The sequence below is a fragment of the Paenibacillus sp. FSL R7-0333 genome (assembly GCF_038000365.1).
GTDB lineage: Bacteria > Bacillota > Bacilli > Paenibacillales > Paenibacillaceae > Paenibacillus_AQ > Paenibacillus_AQ silagei.
The window spans coordinates 4,212,580-4,230,845 of record NZ_JBBOBZ010000001.1 but is presented as its reverse complement, the minus strand read 5'-3'; the positions used below and the strand labels follow the sequence as shown (position 1 = coordinate 4,230,845).

The following is an 18,266-nucleotide window of genomic DNA, read 5'->3' as shown; positions in this document are numbered from 1 at the left end:
CAAACTATCATTGAAGTTAACTTTTGAGAGGAGTGTGCTGTTGCTATGAATCGGCAAAGGCCCCCATTGAAATAAATCATTATTCTGTAATAAAAATGTCTGTTATTTTTCAGGTGTGTTGATTACCCATATTATGGGATTTCAAAAACGCCTATATGATCTTTACGCCTGAGCAGACTCAACTGAATCTGCCACTCCAGCGGAAGATTAAATATACGCCAGTACTGCATAAATCCCCAAAGAGTCAGCCTAGCAAAGACCGGTACCTTCGGATGAATTTCATCAAAAATGTATTTCAGAAGCACATACGCGGTAAGGGCCACAAACAATTGGCTATAAGCACATATTGATCCAATCGACCGATTTTTCCATACGCCCGATCCTGGACTAAAAGGTAGTCTTTATCGGCCAAGACTTCTCCAAATGGACCGTCATTACGCCGGGCAATTGATTCGACCACCTTCACGGGTGACTGCTGTCCCTGCGAAAAAGCAACGTGCAGTTTAATGCCACCTCTAAATTTTTTATACGGAGCCCAAGACATGCGGGAGTTGGCCGCCGTAACCGTCGTAGAGTCAATCAGCAGCAGATCTTTAGGCAGATTCAGGTGCCGCCGGGTTTGCCGGTTACATTTCTGGACGAGTATTTGAAACAAACGCTTGAAGGTATCGTAAGGCACTACACCGGCTTTGCCCGGAAGGGTGGAGTAATGATCCTTGGGCAAACCGTAGTTCGAGCCCACCCGAGCACTTTGACGAAAGCCATCCCATTGGTGGTAGCAGGCTTGGACAAAGTAGTCGAACAACACACCGACGCTCATTTTGGTTCCTGTATCCTCGTAGTCCTTCGTTTGCCCGGTTACCTTTTGGACTTCTTCCGAAGTTAATACTTGTTTGAACACGGCCAAGAATGGGGTATTATTATTCATGAGGTCGCCTCATTTCGGTTTGGTTTGGTCGTACTTACCATTACCCGAAATGGCGGCCTTTTTTGTCCCTTTTTTTGGGGAATCAACACGCTTACATTTGTTCTAATTTTCTGAATAGCGTGCCTGAAGCTTGTGTTTATGTGCTATCAGGATATCTTCAAGCGATATATCATATTTATTGGCGATGACAATGAGATTCCCTAGAACATCTCCAAGTTCTTCTGTTAATTCAGCTTTATTCTCTTGAAATGTACCTGCAACCTCGTCTGGACGATCCCTGCCAATCTCTAACGCACGAATTGCGCGGGCGACTTCCCCAGTTTCTTCAGCAAGAAATCCAATACGAACAAATATATCTAAGTCCGACCAGTTACGATTCTTGTAATATTCCCTAACCCATTGTTGAAATTCAGTGATATCCATGTTTCCCTCCGGTATAAGAAGATTGATAGACTCAAAAACTCGAATATAATAATACCATAATTACACTCATTATCCTGTGGCATTAGTGTTAGCTGTTATCATTCAACTACTTCGTCCGTCCCAGGAAAAACGAATACCTATCCGCTGTCCCCAACTCAGAAGTTTCTGTACGATCAATAAGCTGTAATGCCTGCAATAGAGACCCGACTTGTTCGCGCATCAAGTTCACATCGAACTTATCCATTTCTCTATTTGCGCTATCTACCAGGAGATAATCCGGCATGGGGATCAGTCCAATCATTGGAATCCCGGCATTGAACAGGGGCTGACTCTCACCGAATTGAAACTTATTATGTCCGCGTAAGATAACTGTCCGGGTGTTACTTCTATCTTCAACGGCTTTCTTCCAAATGGCTTCCATGATTTCATTTCCCGCATAGGCGAATTCAGTGCTTATTTCTCCAGTCGGTCCATATTCACCGGAAGCATTGTCCTTCCATTCTAAGCTGCCCAGATGCTCTACAGTGAGTCCTGCTACGGCTTTCAGGTGCCCATTGTTACCATCCCACAGCTCAGGGTGAGCCTGCATCCAGGTTGAGGTTGCCTGCGATGTCCCTTTGAATTCGGGCAATCTGAAATGTCCTGTTACGAAGGTGAAGATCATAGTCCGTTCTGGCTGCTCCTGCTGCTGCAGGTAACGAATCATGGAGAGCATTCCAATCGCACCGTTTTCTTCTACCACATTTACACCATCGGTATGCGTATTTATAATGATCGATTCCTTTTTATTCTTTCCTTCAATTTTCACATAAAAAGATTCGGTCGGCGCATTTTCCTGTTCTTCTGCCTCCAAAATCACTGTGCCCGCCTTATGTTCCTTAGCTGCGTTGATTACCTTCTGCCCAGCTGTTTTATTGACCCAAACGGCTGGAATTCCGAAATAATGCTCGGTGAAGGGGAGGTATTGCTTCTCAGCCTTTTCATCTGAAACGCCATCCAAGACGATTATGACTGCTTTCACGCCCTGTTCCTTGGCTTCCTCCAATTTAGCGTGCTTCAGACCTGTGGTAAGGACTAGATCGCCTTCATCTGAAGGAACTCCACCCGGCGCTTGAAATGTATCGCGTATGTTCATAACCAGTGCCATAGGGAAATTCTTAAGGTTCTTGATTTCAACGACCGCTATGTTGTCCTTGGCTTCCTCATACTCACCAGGTTTAGTGTAGACAAGCTCTCCGGTTACACCATTGCTATCTGTCTCCCCAGAGTAAGGGAACGCTGAGGATACATGAATCTCCTCGTTACCGATGATCACAGAGCTTGACTTCTCTTCCCAGCGATCAAAAGTGTACTTGTCGCGATACACCGTAAGGCCCATATCTGTCACCTGCTGCTGTAACCATGCAATGAACTGATTGTGACCTTCAGATCCGGTTGTGCGGCTGCCAATGGAATTCATTTTTTCAATATTGTCCAACATGATGGTAGGAGAATCAAGCTGGTCATTGTTGATTTCAGCAGTCAAATCAGCAGGCAGAGTAACGGACCTCGTAATCGGCTGGGCATAAATATTAACGATCCAAAAAACACTGGCAACCACAGCCACAACACCGTACAACACTCTCCGAATCACTAGAAAAACCTTCCCGCTCATACGCACTTCATCAGCAAAAAACACATTCCATACTCCTGCTACTATCAGCAGCAGAATAGCAAGTGCGAATATCCAAAACTCCTTAGTGACCAAGAACACAATCTCCGTTACCAGGGCCACTGCATAGACCCAAAACAGTTTACCTCTTCTTTTGAGGAGAAAAGTATAAATACCTAATTGTGCCAATAGAACGATTATTGCTAGTACAGCGAACAACATTTCTTTCCCGATAAATACAGAAGCACCAATCGCTAGAATCAGGAATACAATCCCCGACAATTCTCCATTAAATTTACTTCTCATAATATACCTCTTTCGTTAAAAGCATATTTGCCCGTTTTTTAAGTCTACCATTAACTATATTTCACTATAAGGATTGAAGTATACTTCAAGGTCAAGGCAGGGAGAGAAATTAAATATGGCAGTAGCGTTTTATTCAGAAGCTTTGGGATTTACCCTCGTTGTGCAGGGAACGGCTGCGTCAATACGTCTTACTAGTTAAGTACATCTCGAACCAGACGACAGATCTTGAAGGAGCTTAATCATGAAGAAGACAACGCGAAGAAAAGAAATGCTGCTGAAAGGCATTGCCATGCTGCTAATCCTAATCCTTGCTGCGGCTGCATGCCGGCATGAGATTGGAACTCTTTTGACCTCAGGAAAGGTTGACAGTGAGTCTGCTATGGTGCAGAGCATCATGGACAAGACAGCGACTGCAGGGGTAGCGATTCTATCCGCCACAGGCGGCAAAACAGAATTCAAAACCTACGGCTACGCCGATAAAGCGCAGGGTAAGGAGGTCACAGCGGAGTCGCTGTTTGAGCTAGGCTCAACGACCAAGGCATTCACGGCTCTGGCAGTGATTATGCTGCAGAACCAGGGGGTCTTGGCTTTTACCGACGATGTCTCGAATCACCTACCAGAGTTTGCTCCGACCTATAAAGGTGAAAAGGCTAAAATCACCATTAACCAGCTACTCTCACATACCAGCGGAATACCGTCCTGGAGCATCCGTCTGATCCCTGAAGGTTCAGATAAGGAGCAGCTTGCAGCGACCATACATAAAATGTCCAGTCTTGTACTGGATACCCAGCCGGGCAGTGCCTATCAGTACGCAACGGTGAATTACGATATTCTGGCAGCGATTATTGAACGGGTGACAGGGATGAGCTATCAGGATTATGTGACGCAGCAGATTCTGAAGCCGTTGGGGATGAACGACAGCTATTTCTCGACAGGACAGGAATGGAAGCCGGAGAAGCTTGCACAGGGGTATCGGTTGTTTTTTGGCAAAAATATGGCCTACGATGCTCCCAGATACTACGGAAATATAGCCGCAGGGTATCTGGTAACCAACTTGAACGATTTGCAGCACTGGGTCAACGCCCAACTGGGAAGCAGCGCGATCCCGGATAATCTGCAGAAGGCCATTCAACAATCACATGAGCCGGACCTCCGTACAACGGGGCATGAAGCTGAGAACCAATTCTATGCCTTCGGCTGGAGCCAAGACCGGGAGACGAGGGTGATCCGTCATAGTGGAAGCAACCCGAATTATTCTTCCCAGGCGATCATCGATCCAGAACGTAAGGAGGGGGTGTTCGTACTGGCTAATCTGAACTCTACCGCACCTACGCTGATTGCCCAGAATATCTATGACCAGATGCAAGGGCAGCCGATGAAGACCTTCAAGTATGACGACACCTATATCCTAATGGACGGGGTAGCTTCGTTGTTAGTTGTGTTCACTGTGATTGGGATTGCTTTTAAGCTCATCCGGCTGGCAGGAGGGAGAAGCGATTTTGCCACAGAGAAGGGAATCCACCTCCAAAAGATCAAGGCCCGTGTTACCCTGCTAATCAGAGCGCTGTTGTTACTATTGGTGCTAGGCTGGCCTTTTTTGGTAAACTACAATTACACTATGATTAGTGTATGGATGTCCTATTCGGTATTGCTGTGGATGGGGCTGGCTTCGATTAGCTGCATATTGTCCATGATTCTGGCAGGCAGATATTGGCGTTGACTATAGAGAAGGAGATGATCCTTATTAATCATTTTCCTTTGCGTTCGAGGAAGGGAAACCTTCAGACATTCAATATTTGAAGAATGGTGAAGAGATTTCAATTGATTTTGGATCGAATCCGCCTGACACACTTTCCATAAGCGATGGATTACTTGATGCTAAGGGAGATTATTTATATACATCCAAAGAAATAACCGACGTTCCCTATGTTACAAAGAAAGGTGTGTATAGCTTCAATTTAGACACGCACATCGCTTCTTCCTTAAGCTCTTACTATGAAAAAGATAAAAAGGAATTCAGAGGTTTTATCATAAATGCATCCTGGGAGAAGCAGGAGAAGAAGTATGCTTTTGCGATCCAATCAAACGCTCTTTGAAAGGAGCAGATCCCATGATCTATGTCACTGGTGACATTCACGGTTCGATCAGCGTGGCCAGCCGCTTTAACTCCAGAAACTTTTCTGAAGGCAGGGCGCTGACGAAGCAGGATTACGTTATTATCGTCGGCGATTTCGGCTTGTTGTGGGCAGATGATAAGGAAGACCGCTTTTGGCTAAAATGGCTTACAGAGAAACCGTGGACCACCCTGTTCATTGACGGGAATCACGAGAACTTTGATCTGCTGGAGTCCTATCCAGTCTCCGAATGGAATGGCGGTCAGGTGCATCACATTACTCCTAGTATCATTCACCTGATGCGCGGCCAAGTCTTTGAGATCGAAGGGAAAAGCTTTTTCACCTTTGGCGGAGCGGCTTCTCATGATAAGGAGTACAGGAAGGTAGGCGTATCCTGGTGGGAACGCGAAATGCCAAGCCCGGAAGAGTACCAGGAAGGCATTCGCAATCTGGACAAGAACCAGTGGAGAGTGGACTATGTATTGACTCATACCTGCTCCTATGATGCTCTTCAGTGGATCAAAGAGCGCTATCGTACGAATGTGGAAGCAGATCCCATGCATACGTATTTCAACGAAATTAAGTTCAGACTGGACTATGGGAAATGGTTCTTCGGGCATTATCATCATAATGCGGAGCTGCCGGATGACCAGGTGCTGTTGTATGAGGATAGGGTGAGACTAGAAATATGATTCTGAACCTCATCTATTGTAAAGTCGCCGCTTAATCCTTGAAGACTAGATGAGATGACTCCATTTTTTTCGATTAAAAGGGAGTTATACGATTTTTGCTTCTCCATCCGCAATAGTTAGATATAACAGCTTTACTAAAAAACAATTTGTAGTTATGCTTATGATTGAGCTGAGAATAGATGAGATGAGAAGAGGAAAGGTGAGCTGAGATGAGTAAAGAGGTTAAATTGGATTTAAGCCGTATCGTTTTTATTGGAAGGACATTTGATGAATACATGTCCATGTTTAAGTTAACAAAAGCGGAATTGAAGGGACGGTCCATTCTGGATTGCCCCGCTGGAGCATGTTCGTTCACGGCCTATGCGAATAAACTAGGTGCCGACGTAACGGCAACGGATATCGCTTATTTTCATGACTATGAGGATCTTTACACAAAAGGTATGAACGACTTGGAACACGCCATGACCAAAATGGAAAATGCCCAAATGAACTACGTATGGGATTATTTCAAATCCGTTGAAGAACTAAAACAACATAGAGACTGCGCATTAACTGATTGTGCACTTGATATGAAAAACTATCCCGAGCGTTATATTGCATCGGCACTGCCTTCGCTCCCGTTTAAGAATAAGCAATTTGATATGACACTGTCTGCACACTTTTTGTTTATGTATTCAGACAGGCTTGATTTTGATTTCCATAGGCAAGCGATCCAAGAGCTACTTCGGGTAACCAAACAGGAAATTCGGATTTTTCCTTTAGTCGGCCTTACAGGAGAGAGATATCGTCAATTGGAGGAGCTGCTCACCTTTTTACATCAACAGGGTTGTTCAACTGAGGAAATAACGGTCGGATACGAGTTTCAAAAGGGAGCAAACAGCATGTTGAAAATCACTCTTTAGATAGCTTCGCCATACTTCCGCCATGTTCCGGTTCCATCTACTCTGACATAATACGGTAATAGAACAGAGGATGGTTTACACCAGCTCTCAAGGAGGAAATGGCATGTTTCATAAAACAGTGACGCTGCAGCCTTTTGCAGATATTTCGATGTATACTGAAGGGTTCAAGATCGTCTCGGCTCAGTTGGGTGGAGATGGCTGCCTATATGTTCTGCTGATTAACCAGGTCCCGGAACGGACAAGCGGAATGTTTGTCCAATCCGCCTTGAAGCAACCGCGTACCTACAAAGTGTTAATGGTAGAAAGTCAACATTATATCGATGAAATCATATTTCCGGATCAGCATTTCAATTATCATTATGTTCAGCCGCTCCGCAGACATCTGCTGCTGGTTGGAGCACGCTGCTCGTATTATGGTGCAGGTAAATATGATCTGAACGCCAAAGTGTGTGACTATACAGGACGTACCGTCCGTGAGTTCCTGCTGGGAGACGGGATTCAGAATGTTCAGGTGACGGAAAAAGGCACCATCTGGACCAGTTATTTTGACGAAGGGGTGTTCGGGAATAACGGGTGGGATCATCCAATCGGTGCACAAGGTCTGGTGGCCTGGGATGAGCATGGCAACAAAGTATACGAAGATCATGTATCGGATATTGCTGATTGTTACGCTTTGAATGTTGTCCGTGAAGAGGAGGTCTGGTTTTATTACTATACAGACTTTATGCTCGGCTGCATCTCAGGCGGACCCAGTCAGCCCAAGGTTACGTTTATGAATCCTGAGATCTCCGGTTCGGCCGGGTTCTGCACGGATGGTTATCACTTCTTGTTCGATGGCGGTTACGGCAAACACGGAGAATATGTTATCAAAAAACTTGAACAATCAAGCTTGACCAAAGGGCATAAGATACAGTTCCTGAATGAAAAATCCGAGCCGCTTGTACCCGTGACGCAAGATTTTCGGGAAGACCGCGTGCTGTTCTGTGCAGATGATACGTTGTATCAGGTTTCGATTCAAGAATTGCTCTGACGATAGAAGTACAACCAATGTAGAGCAATAACCCAGGACAAAGGAGATACAACATGCTGCCATCCCTTGCATTTCTTAAACATCAATTGGAGGGGATTCTACGCAATAAATTTGCACAGGGACACCAAACCTCCGGTTATTTAGCCAGATTGGAGCAACAGCCGGCTCTCTGCTCGGGGTTTATTTCGGTTCGGATAGCTTGGATCGTTCCTCCATTTCACCAGTTGTTGTAAACAATGACCCAATCCAAGGTGCCAGCCTCATCCCAAAGCAAATCAAACTATGGATGCCCTATTCCTTATTGTTGTGGATGGGGCCGTTCCCATGGATACCATATGATGTGAAATAACATATGGACTACAATAGCTGCAATAATTCCATACTGCCAGAACAGGTAGCCGCATATTATGGAAACCCACAGATTCCCAATGACCATTGAGCCAATTAACATAGGTGAAGGAATACAACCCTTTGCAAGGTTACCAGGCAAATGAGCCAATCCAAATAATATACCGGTTGTGACGATGGAAATCCAGAATGCAGCCGTTAGGGAAGGCGTTAGCTTTAGAACACTCCACATCGTTAAGCTCAGTAAGCCCCAGCGAAAAATAATCTCTTCGGTAATTCCGCCGGACGTCATTCGCGCTGCAAGTCCAAGCTGTTGCCTAGCTAGCTCGGAGGCTATGATGGAGACCGTATCTATTCTCGGTCGAATGAATGAATAATAGCTTACAACCCATACCAACGCGCAAATGATTCCTGCGACGATGCCGATCCCCACTTGTTGAACCAAATTGGTTAAGTCCAATTCCCCGCGGCTGAGCCCTTCCAGGAACGGGTCAGTAAGCCCAATCTTGTTACCGAAATAAATCCCTGCTGTAGCGGCTAAACTGACGATGACAAGGGTTTGTAAGGCGATGAGGATAAACAAGGTATGCCTGGATAACCTGTTATCAGGTTTATCAACAAGATCATTGGTTGTAAATTGACTCATTAACCATATGCCAGGTAGGCAAAGTGAGATTAAGATCAATGCTAATAGGAAAGAATGCACAACGTCACTCCTCTAAATATAGTTTACGTTATTCCGTGAAGTCCGAATTTGCTCACATAGTGTGCCAGCGCCTCATCCAGCCAGGCTATCTCCTGTTTGTCAAACGGCATATCTATCAACTGATTTAATTGCTCATGCTGCTCCTCCGGAATTTGGGCAAAGTTTGCAATTGCCTTCTCATCCAGAAAGCCCAGTATCCGTTGGACATAGAATCCCAGCATTTCCTCTGCTTCAGCAGCATCCGGCGCTCCTGCTGACAAACGCTTAACCGCTTGGGCAAAGGCAAGCACTTCTCGATCCAGTTCCGCTGTGGCATCTGAGGAGATATCGAACAAGGCATTTGCCGTTTGCTCCGATACATGCTCGGCGACCCAGCTTCGCTGCTTATCCTCATTTAGCATGTTGCGAATCAGCAAGAACAGCATGTCATGCTCCAGTTCCCCTTCACGTTGCAGGATAGCCGTCATTCTGGCGAGGATTTCCAGCGACTTATCCAGTTCAGCGCGGGCTGCTTCCAGAGCTTGCTGCTGCATTCTCAATGTTTCCGCCAGACTCATCTCGGATTCGCCATGATGAATGAACCTGCGAATACGCTCCAGAGAAAAACCGAGCGACTTCAATCCGATAATTCTCTGCAAGGTGATCAGATCCGCCGAACCATAGACCCTGTGACCGCTTGCCCGGCGATGCGGACGCAATAGTCCTACCTCATCATAATAATGAAGCGTCCGTACCGGAATACCGCTTAATTCAGCAAACTTTCCAACGGTATACGTTGTATTGTCCATCATCCTCTCCCCCCTTATAACCATTATAAATCCTACAGTAACTGTAGGTGCAAGCGGTCGGAATAGCCAATCCGCATGAGCCTCTACAACGTTTGACCGCTATCTACAGTAATGATTTGCCCTGTCATTGCTTCTTGCTCTAAGGCTGCACAGATCATGGAGGCAATATCTTCGGGTGCCGAAATACGCTTCAGCAGAAGATTTGGCGCTAACCTCTGCATTTCTTCTTCTCTTCCGGACCACCATCTGGTTGCGACGGCTCCTGGTACGATGCAGTTGACCCGAATATCAGGCGCTAAAGCCCGCGCTAGTGATTTTGTTAAGCCATGAACGGCGGCCTTGGATACGGCATAGGGAAGAGAAGAACCTAATCCGGTTTGTCCGGCGATACTGCCAACATTTACAATGGCCCCTTGTTTATTTTTCTTCATGTATGGTGCGACCGCCCGCGCGCAGTGAAACATACCTTTAACATTCACAGCGAATAATTCATCCCATATTTCTCCGGTAACTTCCTCCAGACTATCCATCGGAATATGACTTGTAATACTGGCATTGTTGACGAGCAAATCCACGGTTCCGAATTGCTGAACAATGGTTTCGATCATGCTCCGGACTTCCTTGTCCTTGGATACGTCTGCTTGTACCCCTATCGCATGGCCGCCCTCTTCGTTGATCAATCGCACGGTTTCTTCTGCTTCGGCTTGCGAACGGGAATAGTTAACGACAACGGTTGCCCCCCGGCTCGCCAGCATGAGACTTGTGAATCTGCCAATCCCTGTGCCGCCCCCCGTGACAAGAACTACTTTGTGATATATCTGCATTATGGTTACACTCCTAAATGTTATAATTTGATCTTTTACATTGTAAATGATGCAGTCATATTTGTATAATTGAACAAAATGAAAGGTTTGTTCAATTCTTTTGAATTATAGAGGAGCGTGCACAATGGATTTTAAGACGTTAAAAACGTTCCAACTGATCGTAAAATACGGCAGTTTTGCCCGTGCGGCTAAAGAAATGAACTATGTTCAATCTACCGTTACGATGCAAATACAAAAGCTTGAATTGGATTTAGGCGTTCAGTTGATCGAACGGGGACATGGTAAGGAGTTCCGGCTGACAGAGGCCGGGAGGTTATTTCATGACCAAAGCATGCAAATTGTAAAGAGTATGGAGCAAATTCAAAACAGCTTGTCGAATCTGCAACTGGGGGAGACGGGCCATATTCGCATCGGCGTCACAGAGCCAACAGGGAGCTATAGGCTGCCCGGTATTTTAAAGGAGTTCATGCCTATGTATCCGAACATCCGGATTTCTCTGGAATATGCGAATACTTCGGCACTGGCCGAGAGAGTCCTCAGCGGAGATCTTGATTTCTCATTGTGTTCGACTCCGGATGTAGGGATAGGGAACGATCTTTATTTTGACCCCTTGTTTCAGGAGGAATTTGTGGCGTTAGTCCCTGAAGACCATCCGCTAGCACTGAAAGAGATTCTCGCACCAGAAGATATTCAAGGGTATCGTCTGCTTATCACAGCTGCAACCTGTCCATATCGCAGAAGGCTAGAGATGGTTATGCAGGAAACGGGAAATCAGGCGCTTGATACGATGGAGATCGGGAGTATGACGGCTTTGAAGTTTTTTGTCGAGAAAGGTTTAGGCATCGCACTAATTCCGAAGATTATAGCGGAGCCCGCTGTTGCGGGAACAACCATACGGCTACTCAGCGGGAACCTAATATATATGACTTTCGGAATCCTGTGCAAAGCATCGGCCTACCCCTTGCAATTAGCCAGTCAAAAGCTATATCAATATCTCAAGCTGCGTCTGAATGAACAATCTAATTTATAAGGGAACCTGATTCTACAGGAGGTACCTTTTTCTCCAAAATATAGTCGATGCTTACGTAGAAGAAACTCTCTTTGCATGTGACAGATAACCTATAATATGGTAGAGTTATTGAATTAAATCTGGAATGAAAGGGAGGGTTTTTAGTACTGTCATATTGATAATGTTAAGAAATTGAAGGTGGCATACATAATGAAAGTTAAGATCCTATTTATATTATTGACAGTTTGATTAACAGATGCCATAGAAGCAACAGTAAAATCGGGTTACGGATATATCTATAGCTTAACTAATGATCAAATGATGAAGGCGATCAATGAAGGGAAACAAGATCCTTCCGGAAAAGTATGCTGAGTATAAGATCGTTTTCGAGGATTATGTGAAATGATATCCATGTAGAATGAGGTGAATGATATGACGATACTGCCTGTTATAATATTTATCCTAGTGTTTGTACCTTCCATTGTACTCATCGTGAGTATGCCGTATTTAACAAAAGAAACGATTAGTTTCGGAGTCACCGTCAGTGCCGTACACTTCCACAGTGAGCCGCTGCGCCAGATGCGGAGGTCATATGCCAGGATTAGTGCTATTTTACATATCATCTTATTTATTGTTGGCATTCTAGCCTTAATGTACAGTGATGAGCATACGAAGCAAGTAAGCTGGGTCATTATCTTGTATTCACTTGCAATGCTCGTAATCTCCCTGGTTATGAACATTAGCTATCATCTGAAAATGAAAAGCGTACTGCCTACGCTATCTGCTGCTCCCGAATCATCGGTCATGGGGATGGAATCTGGATTGCGCAAAGGAAATGTTGGCCTGTCCGTTCATTGGTTCCTCATTCATGCTGTTATTATTGTTGTTAGTATTGTAACGGTGCTGCGCAACTACGATCTGATTCCTGACCAGCTTCCGGTCCATTTCAACGGCAGTTGGACCGTAGACCGCTATGTAGATAAATCTTATAGTATCGTGTTCATACCTACGATCATGCAGGTGTTAGGAACCCTTCTGTTCATATATGAATATTGGAGAATGCGCAGAGGGAAGCAGCAGGTTAGAGAAGACGTAACTTACCGCCGTGCCTGGTCCAATTTTATGATTACAGCAAGCTTCTTGTTCGTTATCCTGTTATCCGTAGTGCAGCTAAATATGATCTCTCTACTTAACATTAATTTTGTTATCCCCGTTGTCCTAAGCATAATAGCCTTTATCATCCTATACGCCTGCACCTTAACGTTCTGGAATGGTCAGCGCGAAAGCCGCCTTACATGAGCATACGATTGAGCGCTGGATCAGCCGCACGCACACACCCGGAGTGCCGCTGATCCAATGCGCTACATCGCAACAAAGCTGCTTTTACCCATAACCTAACGTTATTTCCTCAAATTGAGTCCTCAATTTGCCTTCCGCTTTGTCACCGGCACCCATACTTCAACTTCGGCATCCATTGGGTTGCCATTGGTTAGTACCTCCGCGATTGGGTGTCCGGTATACACATACTCATAGTTATCGTTCAGGATATCACCGAATGCCTCGTCCTCCAGCCGGTCAAATGCGAGACGCGACAACCCGCCCTGGCCTGACAACACCAAATACTCTCCTCCCGGAAAAAGCACTTCAACCGCAGCCTCCGGCTGGGGTCTGGGCGACTGAACGCCTGCAATATACAGGATCTTTCCATCCTCCTGGGCAATCGCGGCGAAGCCGTAGGGGCTTTCGGACAGAGGACGCAGGGAGGCCATGAAGCCGTTCTCCAGCATAATCTACCAACTGTGACACCTGTATGGCATACTTGATTAGAGGTGGCCATGATGAAAATGGATCGTTTGATTGCGCTCATTATGATCCTGCTGGAGCATGAGCAGATTAGTGCGCGCGAGTTAGCGGAGCGGCTCGAAGTCAGCAGACGAACGATTTACCGGGATATTGATACGCTGAATAGAGCCGGCCTGCCGATCTATACGCTGATGGGGGCGTGGGGTGGTGTCGGCCTGATGAAGTCCTACAAAGTGGGCAAAACCCTGTTCACCCCTCAAGAAATTCAGAACCTGAAGAATGGATTGGTCAGCTACAAGCAGCTTTTTGGGAGACGGGAAATGGTGTATGCAGCAGAGAAGCTGAACGCTCTATACCCGGACAATGCTGAGGGCCAGCCGAATGCGCCGTTCGTCATGGATCTGTCCTTGAATCGGGGGAATGAATCGCTGCGCAGCCTGTTCGGGATGATCGAGACGGCGATGAATGAGCACGCTGTGCTGGCTTTTGCGTATACGGATGCGCGGGGGCAGAGCAGTGAACGGCGGGTGGAGCCGTATCAGGTGGTTTTCAAGGAGAGTAGCTGGTACTTGCAAGCCTATTGTCTGGATAAGCAGGACTACCGCATCTTCAAGCTGGCCAGAATGAGCGGTCTCCGAGTGACGAAGGAGCAGTTCGTTCCGAGACCGTTCACCCCTCTCCCCATGGACGGAGGAGATTGGCTAAGCAAGGGCTGGGTGGAGGTCACAATCCGTCTGGACCGCTCCGTCATGGATCGGGTGATCGAACGGTTCGGTGCCGACCATATCCTGCGGGTGGATGAACACCACTGCTGGGCCAAGTATCCCATTATTGCAAATGAATATGGCTACGACCGACTGCTTGCTTTTGGAGATAAATGTGAAGTGCTGGGTCCGCCCGAGATACGGAATGGGTTCAAGGCATATGTGCGGGGGATTATGAGGAAGTATGAGGGGGATTAGCGGTGTAGATTGGTGAGCGTGGCGGGATGAGATTTTTCCACATGAAGGTGAATTAAGTTGAACTGGAGGATGCGGATGATGGGGGATGCCGGGATGGCAGAGAAGAAGGTTGGAGCGAGCGATTATCTGTCTTTAGCATTGTATGCGTTTGCAGGGTTTGGACTTGAAGTGGTATTGTTAATGGTATTGCCATCAGTACTCGGGGTAAAAGCTTCTGAATATACACTCCATCATCAATGTATCCACTGGGGAATTACCTGCTTGTTGTGGGGGAGTATGGCCGTATTTCTGATCAGGCTCTCCAAGCGGAAACACGATTTTGACATCTTGAGGTTGAACGCTAAACCGGACTCCCGGGGATGGTTGCTCGCGATTGTGGTTTCGGTGATCGCCATTGCAACGACAACTGTCGTATGGGAGGGCTTTAAGCCGGTCCAGGAGTACAAGGATGTGGTAAGATTCGTTTTTCAGAATATCTATTACTTATTCGAAGCGGCTCTGATCCTGCTGACGATTGCGTTTGGGCAGAAATTCGGTGAGATGCTTTTCAAAAGAGACGGTCTGCCCTACGGTGGAATGTTCCTCGCACTCACTTGGGGCCTGATCCACATTCTGCTCCAGGGCGGTCCGACGGGTGCTTATGCGTTCTTTATGTCACTACTTTACGGAACGATATACATATTGTTGAGAAAGAATGTGCGGTATTCGTATCTGGTGATTGCGGTTGTGTTTATTTTGTGAGGCGGGATTGGGGAGGGGCTAGGGTGAATGAAATGAAGCATTCTATTTGGATTGAAAGTGACACTAGGTTGTGAAAAACTATTTTATGAGGAGTAGTCGCATGTTTACAGATCTTATTCACAGACTTGGCCTCACATTGCCTGTTGCATTAGTTGAGGAGTTGGAGCTGCACAAGGAGAAACAAAAGGATCAAAATTACTTTTTGAGATTAATGGAAGCTGACGAAATTGTTGAATTAGTTGATTATATGTCCAAAATAGAGGCTTATCGGGATATGATTCCTTTGTGGAGTGACGATCATTCAAACTATATTGGCTTGTACGTACAAGGCGCATGCAAATACAGGATATGTTATATCGATCATGAGGAAACGGATGTATCTCCGGCCTTTAGAAGTATACGTTCATTTATAACGAAAATCGAAGAATATCCTGATCTGGATTGGCATGATTTGAATAAAGACTATCCAGCAGAATTTGAAGTTAGTCAAACTGAAATGAATGAAGACCTCGCTTGTATTGACGAGTTGAATCGAATGATAAGCTCTGACCAACTTATAAGCGATGATATTCGCTGTCAGTATATTTTTTCGATTATGGCATTAACGCCAAAAGGAAATCTTAATTCCATCATAAAATATCTAGACGATGAAGATATGTTTGTTCAAGAAAGAGCATGTGAGATTATTGGATTTCATACTTATATACCAGCTAAGGAAAAGCTGGTGAAGATCTCCAAAAACGGAATGCATAATGGGAAAATAGCAGCCAAAAGAGCATTAGAAAGGATAAGGGAAGACCGGAAAAATGAAATTTAAAAGCTCTGAATTGCTCTGTAAATCGACTCGAACTACTAGAAAATAGAGTACACAAAAGTGAATTTATTAATGAGATAAGAACTAGAATTATTGAATTTATTAAGGAGATTCAAGCGATAAACAGTGAACTTTTGAAATCTGTTTATTTTTCTAAGTTGCTGGGGTTTTGTGATAATCAAAATAAAGGAGATACAACATGCTGCCATCACTAACGTTTCTGAAACATCAATTAGAGGGAATTTTGCGTAATAAATTTGCTCAGGGGCATCAAACCTCCGGTTTTTTGGCCCGGTTGGAACAGCTTCCGGCAAGCTATGATGCTTATCTGGAATTCGCCCATAGCTTGGCTGACATTCCAATGCGGGACAACTGGCCCTACTATGAGCCGGACGATTTGGAGGAGATATGGAGGGAATGCGACCCGGATAGACCTTTAGGCCAGATCGGAGTCTTGAATCTGAAGGACAGTGCTAAACGTGTAGAGGCAGGCTTCCTCGCTTCAGTCTGTGGTTCAATGCTGGGCAAGCCGATTGAGGTCAATCCCACCTTGTCGGAATTACGTCAAGCGTTAACCGCTGTAGTGGAATGGCCGCTGAATGATTATATTTCGGAACAAGCTCTCCATGCGTTGGATCGTCGTCATTGGTCCTGGTTCGAGACCACGCGGGGGCGGATTCGTTATGTGGCACCTGACGATGATATCAACTACACCTTAATGGGAATGATGGCGTTAGAGCAATTTGGTAAGGGTTTTACGAAAAGAAATCTAAGAGATTTATGGATCAATCATCTTCCGATAAGTACAACCTGGGGGCCGGAGAGGGCCATCCTGGTTCGGTCGGGGATGAGCTATTTGGAGCATGACAGGGAACCCTTTAATCATTCTGAAATAGAGTCTTGGCCCGACTTCCTGGTGCAAGATACCGAACTATGCGGGGCGGCAATTCGTGCAGATGCTTACGGCTATGCCTGCCCTGGTCAACCTGCGCTTGCGGCCGAGCTGGCTTGGCGTGATGCCAGTTTTACACATCGGCGGACGGGAATCTGTGCCACGATGTTCATTGCCGCTGCAATTGCAGCCGCACACGTGCTGCGCGATCCGCTTGAAATCATAAGGACTGCACTGCAGTTCGTCCCTAGAAGGAGCCGATTCTATGAGATTACTGCGGACTGCCTGCAGATCGTAGCGGATGCAGATAACTGGCTGGAAGCTTATCAGGGGATTCATCAGAAGTACGCGACTCATTCCCACTGTCAGGTGTATCAGGAAATCGGAACCTTGATCAATACATTTCGCTTCGCAGAGAATGCTGGTGACGGGATATGCAAACAGGTCATGCAAGGCAACGATACCGACAGCTTCGGAGCAACAGCAGGCTCTCTGCTCGGGGTGTATTTCGGCCCGGACAGCTTGGAAGCGAGATGGCTTGAACCTTTCCAGGACCGGATTCATACGGGCTTATCTAATTTTCATGAGCAACAACTCTCCCGCTTGGCTGAGCGCATAGGGCGTTTGCCAGAGCTGCTTCACACAGGTAAGCATCGAATTCTACCCAGTGAGCTGTATGTGAATGAGAATTTGGGGATTTGAATTTTTGGAGGATGCCTCTGTGGTGTTTAACATTCAGGCATCCAAGTGGAACACACAAGATGAGGTTGAATTCTGTTTTAATAGAGGTATTCACATACAAGAGTTATTCGGAACCGCAGAATTGGCTTTGCAGTTAGGGTTACGGGTGTAAATGTGGGACAAGAATTTGGGGGGATAGCCATGAGTGGAAATGATAAAAAACATAAAGAAGTCATCCCTGAGTTTCACAGTCCAGTAAGACATATGATTAATGAAGCCTACAAGCTGGAGCATAAATTTATTGAGAATTACGAACAAGCAAAATTAACTGGAGATGCAGTTGTAGTCATGCAGGGAGATTGGGGAGGACAAATTTATTTGGTATGCCCTATGAACTTAGTGAGATGCGATAAACAAACGTTGCATCTCTTATTAGATGATCTGGATCAGATTGCTTGGCAATGTAACGAGGGGGAAGGTAAAGGGATTTACTATGAAAGGAAAAATGTTGGAGACGGGATTGCCGGAGGCATGGGTGGGGGAATAGTCTCAGACACACTGTGGGTTCATGATGAGTTTGATTCTATCTATAAAGACATATACAGCGTAATTGACGGTACTGCAAAACGTATTAGTGTCGATAAAATCTAGC

At 45.8% G+C, this 18,266-nt stretch carries 19 protein-coding genes; 12 read left to right on the top strand and 7 right to left on the bottom strand.

Annotated features, from left to right (window positions below; genetic code table 11):
* Positions 1-295: 295 nt before the first annotated feature.
* The 3 genes from MKY86_RS17845 to MKY86_RS17835 form a co-directional block, all read right to left on the bottom strand.
* A complete protein-coding gene (locus tag MKY86_RS17845) occupies positions 296-928 on the bottom strand; it encodes a transposase (protein ID WP_340827293.1) in 633 nt (210 codons plus the stop codon).
* A 102-nt stretch (positions 929-1,030) separates the two neighbouring features.
* The gene (locus MKY86_RS17840) at positions 1,031-1,351 is read right to left on the bottom strand and encodes a MazG nucleotide pyrophosphohydrolase domain-containing protein (RefSeq protein WP_076078525.1); all 321 of its coding nucleotides are present in this window, start codon (positions 1,349-1,351) and stop codon (positions 1,031-1,033) included.
* Between the two features lie 106 nt (positions 1,352-1,457).
* Positions 1,458-3,308, bottom strand: coding sequence for a PA domain-containing protein (locus MKY86_RS17835; protein ID WP_083684889.1), 1,851 nt, complete (start codon positions 3,306-3,308; stop codon positions 1,458-1,460).
* A 241-nt stretch (positions 3,309-3,549) separates the two neighbouring features.
* Here MKY86_RS17835 and MKY86_RS17830 point away from each other — a divergent pair, with 241 nt between their 5' ends.
* The 5 genes from MKY86_RS17830 to MKY86_RS17810 all read left to right on the top strand — a co-directional run bounded on the left by MKY86_RS17830 (position 3,550) and on the right by MKY86_RS17810 (position 8,046).
* A complete protein-coding gene (locus MKY86_RS17830) occupies positions 3,550-5,028 on the top strand; it encodes a serine hydrolase domain-containing protein (RefSeq protein ID WP_076078527.1) in 1,479 nt (492 codons plus the stop codon).
* 76 nt (positions 5,029-5,104) lie between these two features.
* On the top strand, positions 5,105-5,404 hold the full coding sequence (locus MKY86_RS17825) for a hypothetical protein (RefSeq protein ID WP_076078528.1): 300 nt from the start codon (positions 5,105-5,107) through the stop codon (positions 5,402-5,404).
* A gap of 14 nt (positions 5,405-5,418) precedes the next feature.
* The gene (locus MKY86_RS17820) at positions 5,419-6,114 is read left to right on the top strand and encodes a metallophosphoesterase family protein (protein ID WP_076078530.1); all 696 of its coding nucleotides are present in this window, start codon (positions 5,419-5,421) and stop codon (positions 6,112-6,114) included.
* A 209-nt stretch (positions 6,115-6,323) separates the two neighbouring features.
* Entirely contained in the window at positions 6,324-7,016 is a 693-nt protein-coding gene (locus tag MKY86_RS17815) for a class I SAM-dependent methyltransferase (RefSeq protein ID WP_076078531.1), read from the top strand.
* Positions 7,017-7,119: 103 nt separating this feature from the next.
* A complete protein-coding gene (locus MKY86_RS17810) occupies positions 7,120-8,046 on the top strand; it encodes a hypothetical protein (RefSeq protein WP_076078533.1) in 927 nt (308 codons plus the stop codon).
* 298 nt (positions 8,047-8,344) lie between these two features.
* On the opposite strand, the gene MKY86_RS17805 is transcribed toward MKY86_RS17810, so the two are convergent.
* The 3 genes from MKY86_RS17805 to MKY86_RS17795 form a co-directional block, all read right to left on the bottom strand.
* The gene (locus MKY86_RS17805; protein ID WP_143803683.1) at positions 8,345-9,040 is read right to left on the bottom strand and encodes a CPBP family glutamic-type intramembrane protease; all 696 of its coding nucleotides are present in this window, start codon (positions 9,038-9,040) and stop codon (positions 8,345-8,347) included.
* A gap of 83 nt (positions 9,041-9,123) precedes the next feature.
* Positions 9,124-9,891 carry a MerR family transcriptional regulator gene (locus MKY86_RS17800; protein WP_076078538.1) on the bottom strand — a complete coding sequence of 256 codons (768 nt, stop codon included), beginning with the start codon at positions 9,889-9,891 and terminating at the stop codon, positions 9,124-9,126.
* Positions 9,892-9,971: 80 nt separating this feature from the next.
* The gene (locus MKY86_RS17795) at positions 9,972-10,712 is read right to left on the bottom strand and encodes an SDR family NAD(P)-dependent oxidoreductase (RefSeq protein WP_076078539.1); all 741 of its coding nucleotides are present in this window, start codon (positions 10,710-10,712) and stop codon (positions 9,972-9,974) included.
* A gap of 124 nt (positions 10,713-10,836) precedes the next feature.
* Here MKY86_RS17795 and MKY86_RS17790 point away from each other — a divergent pair, with 124 nt between their 5' ends.
* Both MKY86_RS17790 and MKY86_RS17785 read left to right on the top strand, forming a co-directional pair.
* Positions 10,837-11,742 (top strand): LysR family transcriptional regulator, encoded by a 906-nt coding sequence (locus MKY86_RS17790; RefSeq protein ID WP_076078541.1) that lies wholly within the window; start codon positions 10,837-10,839, stop codon positions 11,740-11,742.
* A 411-nt stretch (positions 11,743-12,153) separates the two neighbouring features.
* Complete coding sequence (locus MKY86_RS17785) at positions 12,154-13,020, top strand: DUF1648 domain-containing protein (protein WP_076078543.1); 867 nt, start codon at positions 12,154-12,156, stop codon at positions 13,018-13,020.
* Between the two features lie 122 nt (positions 13,021-13,142).
* Here MKY86_RS17785 and MKY86_RS17780 read toward each other — a convergent pair whose 3' ends face one another.
* A complete protein-coding gene (locus MKY86_RS17780) occupies positions 13,143-13,490 on the bottom strand; it encodes a GyrI-like domain-containing protein (protein ID WP_340827290.1) in 348 nt (115 codons plus the stop codon).
* Positions 13,491-13,565: 75 nt separating this feature from the next.
* Here MKY86_RS17780 and MKY86_RS17775 point away from each other — a divergent pair, with 75 nt between their 5' ends.
* From MKY86_RS17775 to MKY86_RS17755, 5 genes are all read left to right on the top strand, one after another.
* Positions 13,566-14,486 carry a helix-turn-helix transcriptional regulator gene (locus MKY86_RS17775; RefSeq protein ID WP_340827289.1) on the top strand — a complete coding sequence of 307 codons (921 nt, stop codon included), beginning with the start codon at positions 13,566-13,568 and terminating at the stop codon, positions 14,484-14,486.
* Between the two features lie 93 nt (positions 14,487-14,579).
* Positions 14,580-15,227, top strand: coding sequence for a hypothetical protein (locus tag MKY86_RS17770; protein ID WP_076078785.1), 648 nt, complete (start codon positions 14,580-14,582; stop codon positions 15,225-15,227).
* Between the two features lie 100 nt (positions 15,228-15,327).
* Entirely contained in the window at positions 15,328-16,044 is a 717-nt protein-coding gene (locus tag MKY86_RS17765) for an SMI1/KNR4 family protein (RefSeq protein ID WP_076078548.1), read from the top strand.
* A gap of 196 nt (positions 16,045-16,240) precedes the next feature.
* A complete protein-coding gene (locus MKY86_RS17760) occupies positions 16,241-17,635 on the top strand; it encodes an ADP-ribosylglycohydrolase family protein (protein ID WP_076078549.1) in 1,395 nt (464 codons plus the stop codon).
* Positions 17,636-17,815: 180 nt separating this feature from the next.
* Complete coding sequence (locus MKY86_RS17755; protein ID WP_076078551.1) at positions 17,816-18,265, top strand: hypothetical protein; 450 nt, start codon at positions 17,816-17,818, stop codon at positions 18,263-18,265.
* Position 18,266 lies beyond the last annotated feature (1 nt).

Coding starts and splice junctions, on each gene's coding strand:
- MKY86_RS17820 (WP_076078530.1), top strand. CDS start 5,419: ATGATCTATGTCACTGGTGACATTCACGGTTCGATCAGCGTGGCCAGC.
- MKY86_RS17785 (WP_076078543.1), top strand. CDS start 12,154: ATGACGATACTGCCTGTTATAATATTTATCCTAGTGTTTGTACCTTCC.
- MKY86_RS17805 (WP_143803683.1), bottom strand. CDS start 9,040: ATGAGTCAATTTACAACCAATGATCTTGTTGATAAACCTGATAACAGG.
- MKY86_RS17810 (WP_076078533.1), top strand. CDS start 7,120: ATGTTTCATAAAACAGTGACGCTGCAGCCTTTTGCAGATATTTCGATG.
- MKY86_RS17835 (WP_083684889.1), bottom strand. CDS start 3,308: ATGAGAAGTAAATTTAATGGAGAATTGTCGGGGATTGTATTCCTGATT.
- MKY86_RS17765 (WP_076078548.1), top strand. CDS start 15,328: ATGTTTACAGATCTTATTCACAGACTTGGCCTCACATTGCCTGTTGCA.
- MKY86_RS17845 (WP_340827293.1), bottom strand. CDS start 928: ATGAATAATAATACCCCATTCTTGGCCGTGTTCAAACAAGTATTAACT.
- MKY86_RS17790 (WP_076078541.1), top strand. CDS start 10,837: ATGGATTTTAAGACGTTAAAAACGTTCCAACTGATCGTAAAATACGGC.
- MKY86_RS17815 (WP_076078531.1), top strand. CDS start 6,324: ATGAGTAAAGAGGTTAAATTGGATTTAAGCCGTATCGTTTTTATTGGA.
- MKY86_RS17800 (WP_076078538.1), bottom strand. CDS start 9,891: ATGATGGACAATACAACGTATACCGTTGGAAAGTTTGCTGAATTAAGC.
- MKY86_RS17775 (WP_340827289.1), top strand. CDS start 13,566: ATGGATCGTTTGATTGCGCTCATTATGATCCTGCTGGAGCATGAGCAG.
- MKY86_RS17830 (WP_076078527.1), top strand. CDS start 3,550: ATGAAGAAGACAACGCGAAGAAAAGAAATGCTGCTGAAAGGCATTGCC.
- MKY86_RS17755 (WP_076078551.1), top strand. CDS start 17,816: ATGAGTGGAAATGATAAAAAACATAAAGAAGTCATCCCTGAGTTTCAC.
- MKY86_RS17780 (WP_340827290.1), bottom strand. CDS start 13,490: ATGGCCTCCCTGCGTCCTCTGTCCGAAAGCCCCTACGGCTTCGCCGCG.
- MKY86_RS17770 (WP_076078785.1), top strand. CDS start 14,580: ATGGCAGAGAAGAAGGTTGGAGCGAGCGATTATCTGTCTTTAGCATTG.
- MKY86_RS17760 (WP_076078549.1), top strand. CDS start 16,241: ATGCTGCCATCACTAACGTTTCTGAAACATCAATTAGAGGGAATTTTG.
- MKY86_RS17795 (WP_076078539.1), bottom strand. CDS start 10,712: ATGCAGATATATCACAAAGTAGTTCTTGTCACGGGGGGCGGCACAGGG.
- MKY86_RS17840 (WP_076078525.1), bottom strand. CDS start 1,351: ATGGATATCACTGAATTTCAACAATGGGTTAGGGAATATTACAAGAAT.